20 protein-coding genes are annotated in these 18,318 nt (G+C 71.4%); 5 read left to right on the forward strand and 15 right to left on the reverse strand.

Annotation, left to right across the window (positions count from 1 at the left end; translation table 11 throughout):
* Nucleotides 1-101 precede the first annotated feature (101 nt).
* From ACFW9D_RS28240 to clpS, 7 genes are all read right to left on the reverse strand, one after another.
* Nucleotides 102-1,052 carry a PLP-dependent cysteine synthase family protein gene (locus ACFW9D_RS28240; RefSeq protein ID WP_188338650.1) on the reverse strand — a complete coding sequence of 317 codons (951 nt, stop codon included), beginning with the start codon at nt 1,050-1,052 and terminating at the stop codon, nt 102-104.
* A 17-nt stretch (nt 1,053-1,069) separates the two neighbouring features.
* The gene (locus ACFW9D_RS28245; RefSeq protein ID WP_188338649.1) at nt 1,070-1,348 is read right to left on the reverse strand and encodes a MoaD/ThiS family protein; all 279 of its coding nucleotides are present in this window, start codon (nt 1,346-1,348) and stop codon (nt 1,070-1,072) included.
* Between the two features lie 117 nt (nt 1,349-1,465).
* Complete coding sequence (locus ACFW9D_RS28250; protein WP_317453331.1) at nt 1,466-1,567, reverse strand: putative leader peptide; 102 nt, start codon at nt 1,565-1,567, stop codon at nt 1,466-1,468.
* Nucleotides 1,568-1,658: 91 nt separating this feature from the next.
* Nucleotides 1,659-2,075 carry a Mov34/MPN/PAD-1 family protein gene (locus ACFW9D_RS28255; protein WP_188338648.1) on the reverse strand — a complete coding sequence of 139 codons (417 nt, stop codon included), beginning with the start codon at nt 2,073-2,075 and terminating at the stop codon, nt 1,659-1,661.
* 76 nt (nt 2,076-2,151) lie between these two features.
* Nucleotides 2,152-3,600, reverse strand: coding sequence for an amino acid permease (locus ACFW9D_RS28260; protein ID WP_188338647.1), 1,449 nt, complete (start codon nt 3,598-3,600; stop codon nt 2,152-2,154).
* A 357-nt stretch (nt 3,601-3,957) separates the two neighbouring features.
* A complete protein-coding gene (locus ACFW9D_RS28265) occupies nt 3,958-4,557 on the reverse strand; it encodes a DUF2017 domain-containing protein (RefSeq protein ID WP_188338646.1) in 600 nt (199 codons plus the stop codon).
* A 10-nt stretch (nt 4,558-4,567) separates the two neighbouring features.
* A complete protein-coding gene (gene clpS, locus ACFW9D_RS28270; RefSeq protein WP_188338645.1) occupies nt 4,568-4,885 on the reverse strand; it encodes an ATP-dependent Clp protease adapter ClpS in 318 nt (105 codons plus the stop codon).
* A gap of 119 nt (nt 4,886-5,004) precedes the next feature.
* Between clpS and ACFW9D_RS28275 the strand changes: the two genes are divergently transcribed.
* Together ACFW9D_RS28275 and ACFW9D_RS28280 are read left to right on the forward strand one after the other, a co-directional pair.
* Nucleotides 5,005-6,333 (forward strand): nicotinate phosphoribosyltransferase, encoded by a 1,329-nt coding sequence (locus ACFW9D_RS28275; RefSeq protein WP_384626340.1) that lies wholly within the window; start codon nt 5,005-5,007, stop codon nt 6,331-6,333.
* 107 nt (nt 6,334-6,440) lie between these two features.
* Nucleotides 6,441-7,031, forward strand: a complete 591-nt coding sequence (locus ACFW9D_RS28280; protein WP_188338643.1) for an isochorismatase family protein — start codon at nt 6,441-6,443, stop codon at nt 7,029-7,031.
* Nucleotides 7,032-7,158: 127 nt separating this feature from the next.
* Here the strand turns inward: ACFW9D_RS28280 and ACFW9D_RS28285 are convergent, their stop codons facing one another.
* Together ACFW9D_RS28285 and ACFW9D_RS28290 are read right to left on the reverse strand one after the other, a co-directional pair.
* The gene (locus ACFW9D_RS28285) at nt 7,159-7,491 is read right to left on the reverse strand and encodes a hypothetical protein (RefSeq protein WP_188338642.1); all 333 of its coding nucleotides are present in this window, start codon (nt 7,489-7,491) and stop codon (nt 7,159-7,161) included.
* Between the two features lie 277 nt (nt 7,492-7,768).
* The gene (locus ACFW9D_RS28290; protein WP_384626362.1) at nt 7,769-10,003 is read right to left on the reverse strand and encodes an immune inhibitor A domain-containing protein; all 2,235 of its coding nucleotides are present in this window, start codon (nt 10,001-10,003) and stop codon (nt 7,769-7,771) included.
* 536 nt (nt 10,004-10,539) lie between these two features.
* On the opposite strand from ACFW9D_RS28290, the gene ACFW9D_RS28295 reads away from it, so the two are divergent.
* Nucleotides 10,540-10,833 (forward strand): hypothetical protein, encoded by a 294-nt coding sequence (locus ACFW9D_RS28295; protein ID WP_188338640.1) that lies wholly within the window; start codon nt 10,540-10,542, stop codon nt 10,831-10,833.
* A gap of 45 nt (nt 10,834-10,878) precedes the next feature.
* Here the strand turns inward: ACFW9D_RS28295 and ACFW9D_RS28300 are convergent, their stop codons facing one another.
* Both ACFW9D_RS28300 and ACFW9D_RS28305 read right to left on the reverse strand, forming a co-directional pair.
* Complete coding sequence (locus tag ACFW9D_RS28300) at nt 10,879-11,625, reverse strand: RDD family protein (RefSeq protein WP_188338639.1); 747 nt, start codon at nt 11,623-11,625, stop codon at nt 10,879-10,881.
* Between the two features lie 65 nt (nt 11,626-11,690).
* Nucleotides 11,691-13,133 carry an RDD family protein gene (locus ACFW9D_RS28305; RefSeq protein ID WP_384626343.1) on the reverse strand — a complete coding sequence of 481 codons (1,443 nt, stop codon included), beginning with the start codon at nt 13,131-13,133 and terminating at the stop codon, nt 11,691-11,693.
* Between the two features lie 243 nt (nt 13,134-13,376).
* Between ACFW9D_RS28305 and ACFW9D_RS28310 the strand changes: the two genes are divergently transcribed.
* The gene (locus tag ACFW9D_RS28310) at nt 13,377-13,853 is read left to right on the forward strand and encodes an SsgA family sporulation/cell division regulator (RefSeq protein ID WP_188338637.1); all 477 of its coding nucleotides are present in this window, start codon (nt 13,377-13,379) and stop codon (nt 13,851-13,853) included.
* Nucleotides 13,854-13,938: 85 nt separating this feature from the next.
* Here the strand turns inward: ACFW9D_RS28310 and ACFW9D_RS28315 are convergent, their stop codons facing one another.
* Entirely contained in the window at nt 13,939-15,309 is a 1,371-nt protein-coding gene (locus ACFW9D_RS28315; protein ID WP_188338636.1) for an FAD-binding oxidoreductase, read from the reverse strand.
* Nucleotides 15,310-15,419: 110 nt separating this feature from the next.
* On the opposite strand from ACFW9D_RS28315, the gene ACFW9D_RS28320 reads away from it, so the two are divergent.
* Nucleotides 15,420-16,916 carry a tetratricopeptide repeat protein gene (locus ACFW9D_RS28320; protein WP_384626347.1) on the forward strand — a complete coding sequence of 499 codons (1,497 nt, stop codon included), beginning with the start codon at nt 15,420-15,422 and terminating at the stop codon, nt 16,914-16,916.
* 245 nt (nt 16,917-17,161) lie between these two features.
* On the opposite strand, the gene nthA is transcribed toward ACFW9D_RS28320, so the two are convergent.
* Genes nthA through ACFW9D_RS28335 form a run of 3 tightly spaced genes read right to left on the reverse strand, consistent with a single transcriptional unit; the run spans nt 17,162 to nt 18,279 of the window.
* Nucleotides 17,162-17,749 (reverse strand): nitrile hydratase subunit alpha, encoded by a 588-nt coding sequence (nthA, locus tag ACFW9D_RS28325; RefSeq protein ID WP_384626349.1) that lies wholly within the window; start codon nt 17,747-17,749, stop codon nt 17,162-17,164.
* Nucleotides 17,739-18,029, reverse strand: coding sequence for an SH3-like domain-containing protein (locus ACFW9D_RS28330; RefSeq protein WP_188338633.1), 291 nt, complete (start codon nt 18,027-18,029; stop codon nt 17,739-17,741). The genes nthA and ACFW9D_RS28330 overlap by 11 nt, the downstream gene beginning before the upstream one ends.
* Nucleotides 18,022-18,279: a hypothetical protein gene (locus ACFW9D_RS28335; RefSeq protein ID WP_384626352.1), complete on the reverse strand. Its 258-nt coding sequence runs from the start codon at nt 18,277-18,279 to the stop codon at nt 18,022-18,024. The genes ACFW9D_RS28330 and ACFW9D_RS28335 overlap by 8 nt, the downstream gene beginning before the upstream one ends.
* Nucleotides 18,280-18,318: the final 39 nt, after the last annotated feature.

Genomic DNA, 18,318 nt, shown 5'->3' on the forward strand with positions numbered 1-18,318 from the left:
GCTCAGCCTCTATCGGGGAAATGCGCCCGAAGGGCATGCATTTCAGGGGCGCGGGGAACTGCGCGACCAGCCCCCACCGGACCCGCGGACGAAGTAAAGGTTCAGGCCCAGAGCTGGCCGTGGAGGACCTCGATCGCTTCCTCCGTCGTGGCCGCCGTGTAGACGCCGGTCGAGAGGTACTTCCAGCCGCCGTCGGCCACGACGAACACGATGTCCGCGGACTCGCCGGCCTTGACGGCCTTGCGGCCGACCCCGATCGCCGCGTGCAGCGCGGCCCCGGTCGAGACTCCGGCGAAGATGCCCTCCTGCTGGAGGAGCTCCCGCGTCCGCGTCACCGCGTCGGCGGACCCGACGGAGAAGCGGGTGGTGAGGACGGAGGCGTCGTAGAGCTCGGGGACGAAGCCCTCGTCCAGGTTGCGCAGGCCGTAGACGAGGTCGTCGTAGCGCGGCTCGGCCGCGACGATCTTGACGTCCGGCTTGTGCTCGCGCAGGTAGCGCCCGACGCCCATCAGCGTGCCGGTGGTGCCGAGTCCGGCGACGAAGTGGGTGACGGAGGGGAGGTCCGCGAGGATCTCCGGGCCCGTCGTGGCGTAGTGCGCACCCGCGTTGTCCGGGTTGCCGTACTGGTAGAGCATCACCCAGTCGGGGTGCTGCCCCGCGAGCTCCTTGGCCATGCGCACGGCCGTGTTGGAGCCGCCCGCGGCGGGGGACGAGATGATCTCGGCGCCCCACATGGCGAGCAGGTCGCGCCGCTCCTGGGAGGTGTTCTCCGGCATGACGCAGACGATGCGGTAGCCCTTGAGGCGGGCGGCCATCGCCAGCGAGATGCCGGTATTGCCTGACGTGGGCTCGAGGATGGTGCAGCCGGGGGTGAGCCGGCCGTCCTTCTCGGCCTGTTCGATCATGTGGAGCGCGGGGCGGTCCTTGACCGAGCCGGTCGGGTTGCGGTCCTCCAGCTTCGCCCAGATCCGTACGTCGTCGGAGGGCGACAGCCGCGGCAGGCGCACCAGGGGGGTGTTGCCGACCGCGGCGAGCGGGCTGTCGTAGCGCATAGGTCGATTCGCCTTGCTCAGCGCATGCCGCCGGCGACGGCCGGCAGGATCGTGACGTTGTCGCCGTCGGCGAGCTTGGTCGTGATGCCGTCGAGGAAGCGGACGTCCTCGTCGTTCAGGTAGACGTTGACGAAGCGGCGCAGCTGGCCGGCGTCCACGATGCGGGCCTCGATCCCGGTGTGGCGGGTCTCCAGGTCGGCGAAGAGCTCGGCGAGGGTCTCGCCCTTGCCCTCCACGGCCTTGGCGCCGTCGGTGTAGGTGCGGAGGATGGTCGGGATGCGGACCTCGATGGCCATGCTGGGCTCCTGTCAGGAGTCGGAAGTCGTGTGGAGTCGTGCGGTGAGCGCGCGGCGGCGCGGTCGGGCGGAGCAGGGTGGGGCGGGCCGCGGCTCAGGGCCTGACGGCGGTGCGGCTCAGCGCGGACAGATGGCGCTGGCGAGGCGGCACAGGTCGACGTGCAGCCGCGCCACGAGCAGCATGCCCGGCGTCTTTTCGCTCACGTCGTGGAAAACCATGCGCTCATCGTATCGATTCCCGCCCCGCTCCCAGGAATGTGATCTCACCATGCGGTCGAAAATCGTCTGCATGGCGAGATGGGCCCGGAACTCAGGCCGTGACCTCGACCTCTTCCTCGGTGATCTCGCCGTCGACGATGCGGAACGAGCGGAACTGGAAGGGGCCCGCGTCGTCGGTGTCGGCGGTGGAGACGAGGACGTAGTGGGCGCCCGGCTCGTTGGCGTACGTGATGTCGGTCCGGGATGGGTAGGCCTCGGTCGCGGTGTGGGAGTGGTAGATGATCACCGGCTCCTCGTCGCGGTCGTCCATCTCGCGGTACAGCTTGAGCAGGTCGCCGGAGTCGAACTCGTAGAAGGTGGGCGAGCGGGCGGCGTTCAGCATCGGGATGAAGCGCTCGGGGCGGCCCTCGCCGACCGGGCCGGCCACGACGCCGCAGGCCTCGTCGGGGTGGTCCTTGCGGGCGTGCTCCACGATCTGGTCGTACAGCGCCTTGGAAATCGTCAGCATGCGGTCAGGATAAGCAGGAGGGCCGCCCCGTACCGGATCGCGGTACGGGACGGCCCGACTGGTGAGACGTGGCGGGTCAGCCGCGCTGGACGGCCGCGGCGCCCTCGGTCTTCCGCGCCTTGAGCACGAAGTAGGCGACCGCGAGGATCGCGCCCCAGACCGGCGCCCCGTACAGGGCGACCCGGTTGTCCTTGTCCATGCCCATCGTGACGATGACCAGCGCGATGAACGCCAGCGAGAAGATGCTCGCCCAGATGCCGCCCGGGGCGCGGAACGTGGACTTGGGCAGCTCGCCCCGGTCGGACTTGAGGCGGTAGCGGATCTGGGAGATCAGGATGACGATCCAGGCCCACATGCCGGAGATGGTGGCGAAGGAGACGACGTAGTTGAACGCCTCGCCCGGCCACTGGTAGTTGATCCAGACGCCGACCAGCATCATCGCGGCGGAGAACGTGGTGCCGACGACCGGCAGGCCCTTCTTGCTCAGCTTGGTGAACAGGCGCGGGCCCTGGCCGTTGAGCGCGAGGTCGCGCAGCATGCGGCCGGTGGAGTACATGCCCGAGTTGCAGGAGGACAGCGCGGCGGTCAGCACGACGAAGTTGACGATGGCGGCGCCGATGCCCAGGCCCATCTCGTCGAAGGCGTGGACGAACGGGCTCTCGCCGGCCTTGAAGGAGGTCCACGGGATGACCGAGAGGATCATGATCAGGGCACCGACGTAGAAGACGGCGATGCGCCACGGCACGGTGTTGATGGCCTTGGGCAGGACGGTCTTGGCGTCCTTGGCCTCGCCCGCGGTGACGCCGACGAGCTCGACCGCGAGGAAGGCGAACATGACCATCTGCAGGGTCATCAGCGTCGAGCCGATGCCGTTCTCGCCGGCGAAGAAGCCGCCGAGGTCCCACAGGTGCGTGACGGACGCGGTGTCACCGACGTCGGAGAAGCCGATGGTGAGGATGCCGGCGCAGATCAGGATCATGCCGATGATGGCGGTGACCTTGACCGTGGAGAACCAGAACTCCAGCTCACCGAAGAGCTTCACGGAGATCAGGTTGGCGCCGAAGAGGATGACGGTGAAGACGAGTGCGGACAGCCATTGCGGGATGTCCCACCAGAACGTCATGTAGACGGCCGCGGCCGTCACCTCGGTCATGCCGGTGATGACCCAGAACAGCCAGTACGTCCAGCCGGTGACGAAGCCCGCGAAGGGGCCGATGAACTCACGCGCGTACTCCGAGAACGAGCCGGAGACGGGGCGGTACATGAGGAGCTCGCCGAGCGCCCGCATGATGAAGAAGATGACGACGCCCGCGATGGCGTACGCGAGGATCAGGCTGGGGCCCGCCTTGGAGATGCCCTTGCCCGCGCCGAGGAAGAGACCCGTGCCGATGGCGCCGCCGATGGCGATCATCTGGATCTGGCGGGAGCCGAGGCCCCGCTGGTAGCCCTCGCTGGACGCTTCCGCGTCCTGCACGGCCTCATTGCCGGCGTCGTGGTGCTTGTCGTCGACCTGCACTGAGGTCATGGTGGTGCGCCTTTCTCCATGCCGATCCGTGCCGTACGCGGCTCGGATCGACTGTGACGATCCTTCGGGGTCGAACCCCTGGATGGATGGAGCTGTGCCTACCGGCGGTCTGCCGGTCGGGGCGCCCCCGGCGGGCAGGGGGTGGCGCCTGCCGGGTGGTCGTGAAGATTTATCACGCCGTTCACGGTGATCGGGCGAGGCGCGTGTGGCGCACGACACAGGAAAAAGGGGACAAATAACGCACGTGGCGGCATTACGGAGCGTCACGGTGACGGGATCGTTATGCGGATTTGAGCGTCCGCTGAGCGAACGTCCAGGAAATGGACGTCCAGACTCCGCCCACCTTGTCCTGACAGGTCAGGGCATAAGGGTTTCGACCAGAGTCTCCTGGAGACCGCCGAGCCACAGGTACGCCATCACCATGGGTTTACGCGGGTCCTCGTCCGGCAGCCGGTAGAGGAGGTCCGTGTCCTCCTCGTCGGTGATCTCCAGACGGGTGCCGATGGCCAGGCGCAGGTCGTTGAGCGCGCGCATCCACTGCACCGATTCCCCGGGCGAGAGCTTGAGCACCGCTCCCCCGTCACCGGCCGGGCTCAGCGCGTCCAGCGAGCGGATCACCGCGAGGGCGTCCTCGCGCTTGCCGGCCCGCAGGTCGTTCTCGGTGAAGCGGCGGAACTCGGAGGAGTACGCGCGCAGTTCGTCGGGGTCCTCCTGCTCGGAGACGCCCGGGCCGCCGTACGCGTCCGGGAGCAGCCGGCGCAGCACCGCGTCGGTGGGCGGCTCGCTGGGGCCCTCGGCGAACAGCTCGGCGAGCGGGTCGTCGGAGACCTCGCCGCCGGGGCCGGGGCCGATCAGCTCCAGGAGCTGGACGGCGAGCGAGCGGATGATGGAGATCTCGACGTCGTCGAGGGCGACGGCGGCGCCGCCTCCGGGGATCGGTTCGAAGTGTCCGGGCATGAGTACGGCGTTACTTCCGATCCTGTTGCAGCGTGGCCCACAGGCCGTATCCGTGCATGGCCTGGACGTCCCGCTCCATCTCCTCGCGGGTGCCGGAGGAGACCACGGCCCGCCCCTTGTGATGGACGTCCATCATCAGTTTGGTGGCCTTGTCCTTGGAGTACCCGAAGTACGTCTGGAAGACGTATGTCACGTAACTCATCAGGTTCACCGGGTCGTTGTGGACCAGGGTGATCCAGGGGACGTCCGGCTCGGGGACCGCGGAGAGGTCCTCCGTCGTCTCGGGGCTTTCGATCTCAAGGGGTGCGGGAGCCGTCACACGGCCCATGCTGCCACCAGGAGGCCTGAACCGCACAAACGAGCCGCTCGGGTGCGCGCCACGTGGCCTCGCCCACACGCGCCACAGAAATCGTCACACTGACGCTAATTCGGGGTAGCATCCTGAACATGAACACAGCGGACCTTGGCCTGCCGGTGGACGTTCCGTCGACAGCGCTCTTCACCGACCACTACGAGCTGACGATGCTCCAGGCCGCCCTCCGAGCGGGCACCGCCGACCGGCACTCGGTCTTCGAGGTCTTCACCCGGCGTCTGCCCGAGGGGCGCCGCTACGGCGTCGTCGCGGGCACCGGGCGCGTCCTGGACGCCGTCGAGAACTTCCGGTTCGGCGCCGGCGAGCTGGGCTTCCTGCGCGAGGCCGGGATCGTCGACGAGCCGACCCTCCAGTGGCTCGCGGACTACCGGTTCTCCGGCGACATCTGGGGCTACCCCGAGGGTGAGGTCTACTTCCCCGGCTCCCCGGTCCTGCGCGTCGAGGGCTCCTTCGCCGAGTGCGTGCTCCTGGAGACGGTGATCCTCTCGATCCTCAACCACGACTCGGCGATCGCCGCCGCCGCCTCCCGCATGGCCTCGGCCGCGGGCGAGCGGCCGCTGATCGAGATGGGCGCCCGGCGCACCCACGAGCTGGCCGCGGTCGCCGCGTCCCGCGCCGCGTACGTGGGCGGCTTCGCCACGACCTCGGACCTGGCGGCCGGTTTCCGCTACGGGATCCCGACCGTCGGCACCTCGGCCCACGCGTTCACCCTGCTGCACGACTCCGAGCGCGACGCGTTCCGCGCCCAGGTCGACACGCTCGGCGAAGGAACGACTCTGCTCGTCGACACGTACGACGTGCAGGAGGCCGTCCGCACGGCCGTGGAGATCGCCGGGCCGAAGCTCGGGGCCGTCCGGATCGACTCCGGCGACCTGCTGCTCGTCGCGCACCGGGTGCGCCAGCAGCTCGACGACCTCGGCGCCAAGGACACCAAGATCGTGGTCACCTCCGACCTCGACGAGTACGCCATCGCCTCGCTCGCCGCCGCGCCCGTGGACGCGTACGGGGTCGGCACCCAGCTGGTCACCGGCTCGGGGCACCCGACCTGCTCCATGGTCTACAAGCTGGTCGCCCGCGCCGAGTCCGCCGACCCGAAGGCGCCGCTCGTGCCGGTCGCGAAGAAGTCGGTGGGCGGGAAGGCCTCCGTCGGCGGCCGCAAGTGGGCCGCGCGCCGGCTCGACGCGGACGGGGTCGCCGAGGCCGAGGTCGTGGGCCTCGGCGCGGTCCCGGAGGAGCTCGCCGACCGGCAGCTGCTCGTCGAGCTGGTCCGGGGCGGCGAGGTGATCGCCCGCGAGCCGCTGGACACGGTCCGCGAGCGGCACATCGCGGCGCGCGACGCGCTGCCCCTGTCGGCGACCCAGCTCTCGAAGGGCGAGGCCGTCATCCCCACCGAGTACGCCTGAGCACCCGCGGTCACCGGGAGGGGGTCCGTGCCCTCTCCCGCCCGCCCTCTCCCGTTCCGCGAGCCGAGCTTCTACGCTCGTAGTCTCCCAGCAGAAGGACACCGACCATGCGCCGCGCCCTGATCGTCGTAGACGTGCAGAACGACTTCTGCGAGGGCGGCAGCCTCGCCGTGGCGGGAGGTGCCGACGTCGCTGCCGCGATCACGGATCTGATCGGCCAGGCCGGCGGCGGTGGCTACCGGCACGTGGTGGCGACCCGCGACCACCACATCGCGCCGGGCGACCACTTCTCGGAGAACCCGGACTACGTCGCCACCTGGCCCGCGCACTGCGTCGCCGGCACGGAGGGCGTCGGCTTCCACCCGAACTTCGCGCCCGCGGTCGCCTCCGGCGCGATCGACGCCGTGTTCTCGAAGGGGGCCTACTCGGCCGCGTACAGCGGGTTCGAGGGGGCCGACGAGAACGGGGTGCCGCTGGCGGAGTGGCTGCGGGACCGGGAGATCTCCGAGGTCGACGTCGTCGGGATCGCCACGGATCACTGTGTGCGGGCCACGGCGTTGGACGCGGCCCGTGAAGGGTTCCGCACCCATGTGCTGCTCGACCTGACGGCCGGGGTGGCCGCGCCCACGACCGAGGCGGCGCTCGAGGAGCTGCGCCGCGCCGGGGTCGAGCTCACCGGCAAGCCCGTCGTCGCCTAGGGCACCGGGCTCCGCCCCGGACCCCGCTCCTCAAACGCCGGAGGGGCTGGATCTGCCGGACGGGCCGATCTGCGACGGGCCGATCTGCCGGACCCCGCTCGTCAGCCGCCCCACAGGGCTCGGGCGGTCAGCTCGCTATGCCGCCCGCGGGGGCCGTCGGCCGGAAAAGGGCTCGTATCGGGTGCCAGAGCTCGCCCACGGCCGGGTCCGGGGCCGCGCGCCACAGGAGGCCGTCCGGATGGTGCAGGACGGCGGTGATCTCGTCCGGGGTCGGCGGGTGGCTGTTGCCCCGCAGGTAGACCGCGCGCAGGCCCAGATTGCGCAGGCGGGTCAGGGCACGGGCGCGGTTCGCGGCGTGCACCAGGACCCGTACCGCCCCCTCGGCGGCGTCCGGTGCCGGCAAGGTCAGTGCCACCACCACGCTGCCGCCCGGCAGCTTGCAGAACCCTCCTGCGGACATGACTGTCACACCCCCGTGAGACGTAGTGTCAATAAGAAACCCACAGGACGCACCTAAACACGATCGGGGGCGGCCCCCCACCCCCCCCCCCGGCGCCCCCGAGCACGCCCCACCACCGGCGCCCCCCCCCGACCCCCGCCCCCCCCGCCACCCCCCCTGTGTCTTGTTTGAACAAACACACCCCCCCCCCCACCCACACCACCCCCGGCCCCCCCCCCCCTCCCCCCCCGTGCGCGGGGGCGCCCCCCGATACGCGTTTGACCTGCGGTTTTCCTCGTTACTTGACCGAGGGGCCGACCTTCACCGTGATCGAGGAGCCGTCGAGCGGCTGCTTGACGACCGCGATGCGGGTGTTGGTGTCAGTTGTCTGAACACTGCCCGTCGGGTTCTCGGCGTACCAGTAGGTGCCCTTGTGGTCGTCGAAGACCGGGTTGCCGAGCTGCGCCGGGATCTTCTTCTCGACACCCAGGCGGTGCAGCGTCATGCCGGGGACCGGGTACTTGCCGAAGGCGGCGTCGTACGGCGTGATCTTGTTGGTGATCTTGGTCTTGCCGTCGGCCCAGTACATCGGCTTCGCGTGCGCGTCGATCGGCAGGATCAGACCCTTGCCCGGGTGCTGGCCGACGTTGTTGTTGCGCTGCGAGGTGTCCCACTGCCAGATCATCAGGCCGGGACGGTACTGGTAGTGCTCGACCCAGTCGTCCTTCGCGCCGCCGTCACGCCAACCGAAGTTGTACGGGCCGACCTTGAGGGTCTTGTCGTACGAGACGTACTGGCGGTTCTCGGCGATGTAGAACTGCGGGAAGTCGCCGCTGATGGAGGCGCCGACGCGGGAGAAGCCGCGCGCGGTCCAGCCGTTGTCGTCGCCCTCGGCGTCGTCCGAGAAGACGGCCGCGCCGTCCGCCTTGACCGTCAGGTTGTCGGCGGTGAAGCCCATGCCGCCCGCGCCGCCGTCCGTCTTGTAGCGGAAGCGGACGCCGATCTTCTTGCCGGCGAACTCGTCGAGCGGGAAGACCAGGTGCTGGAACTTGGCGGAGTCGCCCGTCAGGGCCGGCTTGTCGCCGCCGTCACGGGTGATGGCCTGACCGTCGGCGGTGCCGTCGATGGTCTGCCAGCTCGCGCCGCCGTCCGTGGACACCTGCGTGTACAGGTAGTCGTAGTCCTTCTCGATGTTCCACCAGCCGTCGAGCTCGAGCGCGGCCTTGGACTTGCCGGTCAGATCGACCGTGCGCTCCAGGGTGTTGTCGAGGTCGTCGCCGTAGTCGGACCACCACTGCTTGGCGCCCTGGGTCGGCTTGACGATGTCGGTGGTGACGTTCTTCTTCGGCAGCTCGACGACGAGCGCCTGCTTCAGCTTGGTGTTGTACTCCGACACACCCAGCTTGTGCGTCGACCTGGTCGCCGCCTTCGCCGTGTCGTAGTTGAGCCAGCCCAGCTGCAGCTTGTCCCAGGCGGTCATGTCGCCCGGCATGTCGCCGATCGAGTCCTTGCCGGTGCCCAGCCAGGAACCGGCCGACATCAGCGACCAGAAGCCGACCGAGTTCTCGCCCGTGTACGTGGTGTCGTACAGGTCGGGCAGGCCCAGGTCGTGGCCGTACTCGTGGGCGAAGACGCCGAGGCCGCCGTTCTCCGGCTGCATCGTGTAGTCGCCGACCCAGATGCCGGTGTCGCCGATCGGGGTGCCGCCGGCCTTGAAGCCCGAGGGGCCCGTGTTGCCGTCGTCACGGCTGTAGGCGTAACCGCGGTGCGCCCACAGGGAGTCGCCGCCCTGCGCGCCGCCGCCGGCCGACCCGTCCTCGCCCGCGTGGACGATCTGGAAGTGGTCGATGTAGCCGTCGGGCTCGTTGAAGTTGCCGTCGTTGTCGTGGTCCGTACGGTCCCACTGGTCGTACTGGGCCATGTCGGCCTTGATGTCGGCGTCGGACTTGCCGGCCGCCTTCTGCTGCGCGACCCAGGCGTTGACGCCGTCGCGGACCAGGTCCTCGACGTTCGGGCAGTTGTCGGCGCCGCAGTAGTTGGAGCCGTAGCGGGCCTCGTTGTACTCGACCTTGACCCAGTCGGAGACCTCGCCGTCGACCGAGTAGCGGCCCGAGGAGGTCTTCTCGTAGTAGGTCTTGAGGGAGTCGACGCCCTTGCCCGTACCGAAGTACAGGTCGCGGAAGTGCTGGGCGTCGTAGTCCTTCTGCCAGGCCGTGCTGTTGTTCTTGGTGCGGTCCGGCTCGGCGATCTGGTTGTGCAGCGGACCGGGCTGGCCCCCGTACTTGGGCTTCAGCTCGTCCGTGTCGTCGTCCTGGCGGTCCACCAGGGTCGTGTTGTCGACCTTGTCGCCGAACTCGGTCAGGATCGTGAAGATCTTGTCCGTGCGCTCGCGGCCCAGCTCGACGTACTTGCCCTTGGAGAGCTCGACGACCTTGGAGCCGTTCTTCTCCCGGACCTTGGACTTGCCCTGGAGCACGTTCTGCAGCGCGGTCTGACGCTGCTGCTCCATCTGCTTGCTGAACGGGCCGTCCATGACGTGGCCCTTGCCCCCGAAGGTCTTCCCGTCGGAGGCCTTGTTCGCGGCGGCCGGGGTGTCGGCCTGGGCGGTCGTCGCCGCTATGGACCCGGTGGCCGCGGTGGCGGCCAGGGTCACGAGCACGGCGGCGGCTCTCAACGCCCGTCTCTTGGTGGTCACTTGAGTGGTCCCCTCCTCCGTGGCACGAGGCCACGTGTCACAAGTGACGCCATTTGACCGGAGGTAGAGGAGAAATAACAGACCTTGACGATGACGTTTGCGTTTCACTATGCAGGGGACGCACTCCGGAATCCGGACAAGACCGCCGATTCCCAGCCGCCACCAACGGGCGCGTCCGAGTGTCCACTTGGCGGACGCGGTGACTCCGTGCGCCCCCTGTGCTCCGGCAGCTACGGCACTGTGGGTTAGGTCATGCTTACCGGCCGTTCCGCTCGGGCACAGTGCGGAATAGGGTGAAGCCGACGGTGTACTCACGGGTACCCACCGACCGGCCCGCGCCCCGCACCCCCGATGTCACGAGGACGGACAACGCCATGCCTCGCCCGACTGTCGCACAGCTCGCCTACGGTTCGGCCACCGTCATCTGCTCCACGATCGCGATGCTGCTGCTGTCACGCACCAGCGCGGGCCCCGGAGTCGGGGTCATCGCCGTGTCGGCGCTCATCCTCGGTGTGTTCGTGGCGATGTCGGTGCCGAAGCCCAAGCCGGCGGCACCCGCCCCGGAGCCCGCTCCGGAGCGCCCCCTGGCCACCACGCTGGCCTCCCCCGCCGCGAGCGGCGCCGCCGAGTCCCCGCGCGAGCCCGTGCGCGAACCGGCGGGCCCGTGAGACACGGACCCGCCGGTTCGTCGTACGCGCACCACCGCGCCGCGCTCAGCCGGTGCTGACCACCACCGTCTTCGCCGCCTTGTCGTGCAGGCCCTGCTTGTAGGGCTTGTCGAAGAAGCTCCAGCCGCCGGAGATGATCAGCCACAGGCAGGCGCAGCAGAAGACGCTGGGCAGCCACAGGACGGCCGCGCGCGCGAGGTTGGTCTGCACGCTCGGCGTCGCCCCGTCGGAGAGGTTGGCCACGCGCAGCTTCATCAGCTTCTTGCCGAGGGTCTGCCCGGTGCGCGAGGTCAGGAACGTGTCGTACCCGATGTAGAGCACGGCGGCGAGCAGCGAGGAGCCGAACTGCTTGCCGTACTCGATCTTGTCGGGATCGGTCTCGTACTCGGCGATCCCGAAGGCCCACGCGAGCAGCGCGGCGACGGCCCCGACGAGGATCAGGTCGATGATGCGGGCCAGCACCCGCTTGCCGCTGTCGGCGAGCGGCGGCATCCCGGCGAGCGGGTCCCCGGTGCCGTAGCCGCCGCCGTAGGGGTCACCGCCGTAGGGCGGGGGCGTACCACCGCCGTAGGGAGGTGGGGTACCGCCGCCGTACGGGGGCTGGTCCCCGCCGCCGTAGGGGTTCTGCGGTGAGTCGTACGGGTTCTGGCCCCCGCCGCCCGGTGGGGGTGGCGGGTTCTGCGAACTGCCGTACGGCGAGCCGCCTCCCGGGGGGTTCTCCGGCGGCGGCTTGCGGAACGGGTCGTCGTCCGGCGGGCTGCCGGATCCGTCGGGGGGCGGTTCGGTGCTCATGGCCCGAGTGGACCGCGAAGCCCGGCGCCCCGCATCCGGCGGGCCGCCGGACGGATGACCCCGCCCTAGCCGGCCACGAAGGTACCGGCCGCCTTGTCGTGCAGGCACTGGCGCCACGGGCGGTCGAACGCGCCCCACAGGACGCCGAGGACACCGATGGCGAGCAGACCGGGGACGCTGTACACGAGCCAGCGGCGCAGGGCCGCGCCGAAGCTCGGGGAGTCGTTGCCCTCGATCTCGCGCACGCTCAGGCCCATCAGCTTCTTGCCCAGGGTCCGGCCCCACTTGGCGGTCGGCAGCGCCTCGTAGAGGACACCGGCGACGAGGAGCACGGCGAGGACGATGCCGAGGTAGGTGCCGGTCGTGCCGTCGAGCAGCCAGACGGTGACCTGGCGGCCGGAGGCCTTCGCCTCGTCGATCTTGCCGTTGACGTGGTCGAGGGCCTTGGTGCCGAGCGGGACGGCGGCGACCGCGGTGACCGCGCCGACGACGAGCGAGTCGATCAGCCGGGCCACGAACCGCTTGCCGAGCCCCGCCGGGCGGGCGGCCGCGGCGGCCTGCGCGGCCGCGAGGAACGGGTCCTCGGCGACCGGCTTGAACGGCGTGACGGGCGCGCCCTCCGCCTCCTGGCCCGGCGTCGCCAGGTGGTGCACCTGCTGCGCCCAGGACGGCGAACCGCCGCCGGGGCCCTGGGTGACCGGGCCGGGAGCGGCCTGCTGCGGGTAGCCGTAGCCGGACTGGGGCTGCTGGGGCTGCTGGGGCTGGGGGTAGCCGTAGCCGGGGCCCTGCGGGGTGACGGGCGGCTGCGGGGCCGGGGCGGGTGCGGGCGCCGGAGCCGGGGTGGGCGCCGCGGGCGGGGCTGCCTGGGCGCCGACGCGGGGGTCGGCAGGGGCGGAGCGCGGGCCCTGAGGGTCCGTCGGCTCGGACGCGGGGGCCTGCTGCGGCACGGCGCGGATGGTCATGGTGCCGTCGGTGCGCGGGGGCCGCTGCTCGGGCCCGGGGCGCACGGCGCGGATCGCGACGGTGCCGTCGGCGGGCGCGGGCGTGGGAGTGGGAGTGGGCGCCTGCGGGGCCGCGGGCGGCTCCTCGGCCGGCTCCTTCGAGCCCCAGGACACCCGGCGGTCCTGCTCGCCGCCGAACCCGGCCTGGCGGGCGGCGTCGGCCTGCCAGGCGGACGCCGGTTCCTGCGCTACGGGGCCGGGTGCGGGGACCTGAGGGGAGGCGGTCGTCTCGGGACCGCGCTCCGTACGCACGGAGGGCTCCTCGTCGAGGAAGACGGGGCCGGTCTCCTCGGCGGGCGCGGGCTCCGCCGCGGCGGGCGCGGGGGCCTGCGCGGAGGCGGCACCGGCGGGGGCCGGCAGGGGCTCGCCGTCGGACGGGGCGGGGCGGCTGGTGCCGGGGACCCAGGCGGCCCCGTTCCAGTACCGGACATATCCGGGAATGGACGGGTCGGGGTAGTAGCCTTCGCGGGGCCTGTCGTCGCCGGGGGCCGGGGTTGGGGCGCTCATGTCCGTCGTCCCGTATCTGCTCGGGGGTCTTGTTGTGGCCTCCACATCTATCAGACCGCCGCCTCCGCCCGTGCCGCTCCGCCGGTACCGACCCCCTTACGGGAGGTCGCGGAGGGCCGGTCCGGGCCCCGGAAAAAACTTCTGAGAAAACTTCGAGAAGTCGCGTAATGCCGAGCCCACCTCGCGCTCTCACCTTGCACGGGCCCACCCGAGGGCCCTTCGCGAGGAAAGGAAGCGCACGCCATGTACACCACCGTGGAACGTGAACTCGAGCTCAGGCTGGTGCTCTCGCCGGAGCGCAGCATCCCCGTCCCGGCCCGCCTCACCTACCGTTCGGACGACCCCTTCGCCGTCCACATCGCCTTCCACATCGGCTCGGAGCACCCGGTCAACTGGACGTTCGCGCGCGAGCTGCTCGTCGAGGGTGTCTTCCGGCCGTGCGGGCACGGCGACGTGCGGGTGTGGCCGACGAAGGTAGAGGGGCGCAGCGTCGTGCTGATGGCGCTGAGCTCCCCCGACGGCGACGCGCTCCTCGAAGCGCCCGCCGCGCAGGTGTCGGCCTGGCTGGAGCGGACCCTGCGGGTGGTTCCTCCGGGCTCTGAGGCCGAGCGGCTCGGCATCGACGACGGCCTCGCCGAGCTGCTCGCGCCCCTGATGGCCGACGACCTGTACCTGCGCGACCCGTGGCCGTCGGACGAGTCGTCGTCCGACGAGCGGTGAGCGGCGGGCAACGGGGGCACGTCCGGGAACCGATATCCGGACCCGGCGGCGCCGGGTCCGGATCACAGAGTGCGCGCGGGAGCGCTCAGAACAGCTTGCCGGGGTTGAGGATGCCCAGCGGGTCGAAGGCCGCCTTCACCGCCTGCTGGACCTCGACCCCGACAGGCCCGAGCTCGCGCGCCAGCCACTCCTTCTTCAGTACGCCGACGCCGTGTTCGCCGGTGATGGTGCCGCCGAGCTGCAGACCGAGGGCCATGATCTCGTCGAAGGACTCGCGGGCGCGGCGGCCCTCGTCGGCGTCCTGTGCGTCGAAGCAGACGGTGGGATGGGTGTTGCCGTCGCCCGCGTGCGCGCAGACACCGATGGTCAGCGCGTACTTCTCGGCGATCCGCTCGACACCGGCGAGCATCTCGGCGAGCCGGGTGCGGGGCACGCACACGTCGTCGATCATCGTCGTGCCCTTGACCGCTTCGAGGGCGGTCAGCGACAGGCGGCGGGCCTGGAGCAGCAGTTCGGACTCGGCGGCGTCCTCGGCGGGGACGACCTGGGTGGCGCCCGCGGCCTCGCAGAGCGCTCCGACGGCGGCCAGATCGGCGGCCGGGTCCAGGGTGTCGAAGGCGCACAGGAGCAGCGCCTCGGTGGTCTCGGGCAGACCCATCTGGGCGAGGTCGTTGACCGCCTTGACCGTCGTACGGTCCATCAGTTCGAGCAGGGACGGGACGTGCCCGTCGGCCATGATCTTGCAGACGGCGTCGCAGGCGGCGTCCGTCGACGCGAACTCGGCGGCGAGGACCAGCTGCTGCGGCGGCTGCGGCTTGAGCGCGAGGGTCGCGCCGACCACGATGCCGAGGCTGCCCTCGGAGCCGACGAACAGCCGCGTCAGGTCGTAGCCGGCGACGCCCTTGGCCGTGCGCCGGCCGGTGGAGAGCAGGCGCCCGTCGGCGAGGACGACGTCGAGGCCGAGCACGTACTCGGCCGTCACCCCGTACTTCACACAGCACAGGCCGCCCGAGGCCGTGCCGATGTTGCCGCCGATGGTGCACATCTCCCAGCTGGAGGGGTCCGGCGGGTAGTAGAGGCCGTGCTCGTTCACCGCGCGGGAGAGCGTGGCGTTGACGACGCCCGGCTCGACGACCGCGATCCGGTCGACGACGTCGATCTCCAGGATCCGGTCCATCTTGACCAGGGACAGCACGATGCAGCCGTCGGAGGCGTTCGCGCCGCCCGACAGGCCCGTGCGGGCGCCCTGCGGGACGACCGGGACCCGCAGCGCCGTGGCGGTGCGCATGACGTGCTGGACCTGTTCGACCGTGCGCGGCAGGACGACGACGGCCGGGGCGCCCGCGTCGCAGAAGCTCGCCATGTCGTTCGCGTACGCGCTCGTGATGTCGGGGTCGACGATGACCGACCCGGCCGGCAGGGCTTCCTGAAGTCGTTCGACAAGTGTGCTGGTCATGTCCTCAGCGTGGCACTCGGGGCCACGTGTGTGAACCGAATGAGCGACGCCCTCCCGCCAGGCGGAATGTTGCCGTGATGCGCTCTTCGTATTGACCCAATGTGTGCCCTATGGAGACCCTCGAGAACTCCGGGAACGCCACGGGTTCGGCGCACGACGAGACCGGCGCGGGCGACGGGAGCGGCGGGCCCGAAGCCTGGAACCATCCGCCGCGCGGCCGTTCGCGCACGGTGCGGCGGGCCCTGATCGGCGCGGGCGCCGCCGTCGCCGGGTGCGCGGTGCTCGGCGGAGTGCTCGTGCTGCTGCCCGGCGAGGAGACGCCCCGGGCGGGGGCGCTGCCCGGTCCGGCCGGGCGCGCGGCGATCGCGGCCGCCGTCGGGGCGCCCGCCGCGCTGCCCGACCTCACGGCGCTGATCCGCGAACGCGAGGCCGGGGTCCGGGAGCATCCGCGCGACGACGGGGCGCTCGCCGAACTCGGCGCCGCGTACGTGGAGCGCGGCACCCGCACCGCGCGGACGGCCGACTTCCCGCGCGCCGAACGAGCGTTGCGCGATTCGCTGCGGGCGCGGCCGAACGGGAACGCGGCGGCGCTCGACGGGCTCGCCGCGCTGGCCGTCGCGCGCGGCGACTGGCCCGGGGCCCGCGCCTTCGGCGAACGGGCGCGGAAGCTGGCGCCGCGCCGCTGGTCCTCGTACGCGTATCTGGTCGATGCCTATCAGGGGCTCGGCAACGGCAAGGCGGCCGGGAAGAACCTGGAGAAGCTGACCGAACTGGCCTCGGGGACGGCCGTCACGCTGCGCACCGTCGCGGTGTACCGGGACCGGGGCTGGCGGGAGGACGCCGAGGCGGTGCTGTCCGACGCGGTGGCCCGTGCGGGGACGCCCGCGGAGCAGGCCGCGCTGCTGGCCCGCGGGGGCGACCTGGCCTGGGAGCGGGGGGACGCGGCGGGGGCGCTGCGGCACTTCGACGCGGCGCTCGGCGCCGATCCGGACAGCGCCGCCGCGCTCGCCGGGCGGGGGCGTGCGCTCACCTCGCTGGGGCGGTCCTCGGAGGCGCTGCGGGCGTACCGGCGGGCGATCGAGCTGCGGCCCGCGCCCGCGTACGTGCTGGAACTGGGCGAGCTGTACGAGTCGCTGGGGATGGCCGACGCGGCCCGCACGGAGTACGACGCGCTGCGGCAGCGCGGGGCGGGTGAGGTGGACGTGGTGGTGCTCGGGCGGCTGGAGGCCGATCACGGGGACGCGGGGGCGGCCGTGTCGCGGCTGCGGGCGGAGTGGAAGCGGGCGCCGAGCGTGGGGGTCGCGGATGCGCTCGGGTGGGCGTTGCACCGGGCCGGGGACGACCGGGAGGCGCTGGGGTATCTGCGGCGGGCCACGGATCGGCAGAAGGCCGGTACGGTGCGGGTCGCCGGGTTCATGTATCACCGGGGCGTGGTGGAACGGGAGTTGGACCTCGCCGGTCCCGCCCGGCGTCATCTCGGCGAGGCCCTCCGGATCAACCCGGCGTTCTCCCCCCTGCACGCGCCCCGCGCCCGCGCGGCCCTCGACTCCCTCGGCGAGCCGGACGAAGGCGGGCCCGCCCAGATGTGGGCCCCCAAGCGCCGTTAGCCTCCGGCGAGCGGGGCGACTGCGGCTCCGGTGGGGGCTGGTCGCGCAGTTCCCCGCGCCCCTGAAATGCAGACCCTCCGGGTCGCATTTCCCCGATTGAGGTGCGGGGTGCCTGTCGTCGGGGGAAGGCGCGGCGAAGCCGCTGCCCTTCAGGGGCGCGGGGAACTGCGCGAGCAACCGCGACGGCGCTGCAGTCGAGGGACGGCCCGCGCGGGGCACACGCGATGCCCCCACCCGACCCGCGGTCAGACGACGGCCGTGCCGATCAGCCCGTTCCGGGTCACCAAGGACACCAGCTCCGGCTCGGTCAGAGCTTCCGTGCCGGCGGGGCGGCGTGGGAGGACCATGTAGCGGGTCTCCGCGCTGGAGTCCCAGACGCGTACCGAGACCTCCGGGGCCAGCTCGACCCCGAACTCCGCGAGCACCGCCAGAGGTTCCCGCACCACGCGCGAGCGATACGCCTCACTCTTGTACCAGCCCGGCGAGGGCCCGAGCAGCCGCAGCGGATAGCAGGAGCACAGCGTGCAGACGACCACGTTGTGGACGGACTCCGTGTTCTCGGCTACCCGCAGCCGCTGCGGCTGCACCCCGCCCGAGCTGAATCCGAGCTCGGCGACGGCGGCGGAACCGTCCGCCAGGAGCCGCGCCTTGAAGTCGGGGTCGGTCCAGGCGCGGGCCACGACCTTCGCCCCGTTCAGCGGCGAGGCCCCGGACAGGAAGCCGTCGATGACCTCGTCGACGGTGTCGCCGCCGACGATGCCCTTCTCCTCCAGCAGGGTCTCCAGGCGCCGTACCTGACGGGAGATCACCGCGTCGTCGTGGTCACCGGACATCGGCTGCCTCCAGGTAGCTCTGCGACAGGTCGAGGACGACTTCGTGGTCGCCCTCGCCCCACAGCTCGCGCGCGCTGAACCGCACGGCGTAGATCATCTCGACGGGGGCGTCGTCGCGCCCCTGGGAGCGGACGTCGGCGAGCGGAGCGAACCCCTCGGGCTCGACGACGACGCCGAGCTTGCCGCGGGCGTAGCGCGGCAGCCGGGTGTGGTGGACCGGGTCGTGGCCGTACGTACGGACGAGGTCGCCCGGGGCGAACACGGCGGTGGTGTCAGGCATGGTCCAGCGCCCCCGGCTCGATGACGCCCTTGCGCTCCAGGAGCGTGCGGATCGCGTGGAACCAGCGCTCGTAGTACGAGGCCGCGAGGTACTCCTGCGGCGGCATCGTCTCGATCGCGTCCCGGAACTCGTCGAGGTTGAACACCTTCTTCACGAGCAGCGCGCGCTGGAGCGCGAAGACGCGCGCCTCCCAGTCCGCGTGGAAGGGTGAGGCGGCGGAGGGGGGGGCGCTGGAGACGCAACCCTGCAATACCCCGAACTAGGTGTTACAGGCCCATCGGGCCCACAA

Origin of the sequence: Streptomyces sp. NPDC059524, assembly GCF_042749255.1 — a bacterium.
In the GTDB taxonomy this organism is placed as follows: Bacteria; Actinomycetota; Actinomycetes; order Streptomycetales; family Streptomycetaceae; genus Streptomyces; species Streptomyces xanthii.